This is a genomic window from Paraclostridium sp. AKS73, assembly GCF_025671395.1.
Taxonomy (GTDB): Bacteria; Bacillota; Clostridia; order Peptostreptococcales; family Peptostreptococcaceae; genus Paraclostridium; species Paraclostridium benzoelyticum.
This window is the reverse complement of record NZ_JAIXHU010000093.1, coordinates 1-402: the sequence shown is the minus strand read 5'-3', so window position 1 is coordinate 402 and position 402 is coordinate 1. Positions and strand designations below refer to the sequence as shown.

1 tRNA gene and 1 rRNA gene are annotated in these 402 nt (G+C 39.3%); both read right to left on the bottom strand.

From position 1 onward, the window contains the following. Nucleotides 1–207: 207 nt before the first annotated feature. Nucleotides 208–283 (bottom strand) — tRNA-Ala (locus LEQ07_RS19820). A gap of 58 nt (nucleotides 284–341) precedes the next feature. After that, a 16S ribosomal RNA gene (locus tag LEQ07_RS19815) occupies nucleotides 342–402 on the bottom strand; the annotation flags it as partial.

Genomic DNA, 402 nt, shown 5'->3' with positions numbered 1-402 from the left:
ATAACTTGACCAGTTATTAGAGTGTTATTTTTTAAAGAGTTTTCTTCTCTTATAATTGGTTTATTTAATCATCACTAAATGTTATGCAGTTTTCAAAGTGCTAACGCACTTCGCCAACAATTACTCCTATTCAGTCGTAATCTGTTGCTCAAAGTACTTAATTTTAGGCTTACGCCTTTTTTAATCAGACTTGTTTAGTCTAATATATGGTGGAGATGAGGAGGATCGAACTCCTGACCCCTTGCGTGCAAGGCAAGTGCTCTCCCAGCTGAGCTACACCCCCACAATATGAAGTTCATTTAAGAACTCTCAAAATTAAACAGTAGGTAATTACTCCTTAGAAAGGAGGTGATCCAGCCGCACCTTCCGATACGGCTACCTTGTTACGACTTCACCCCAGTC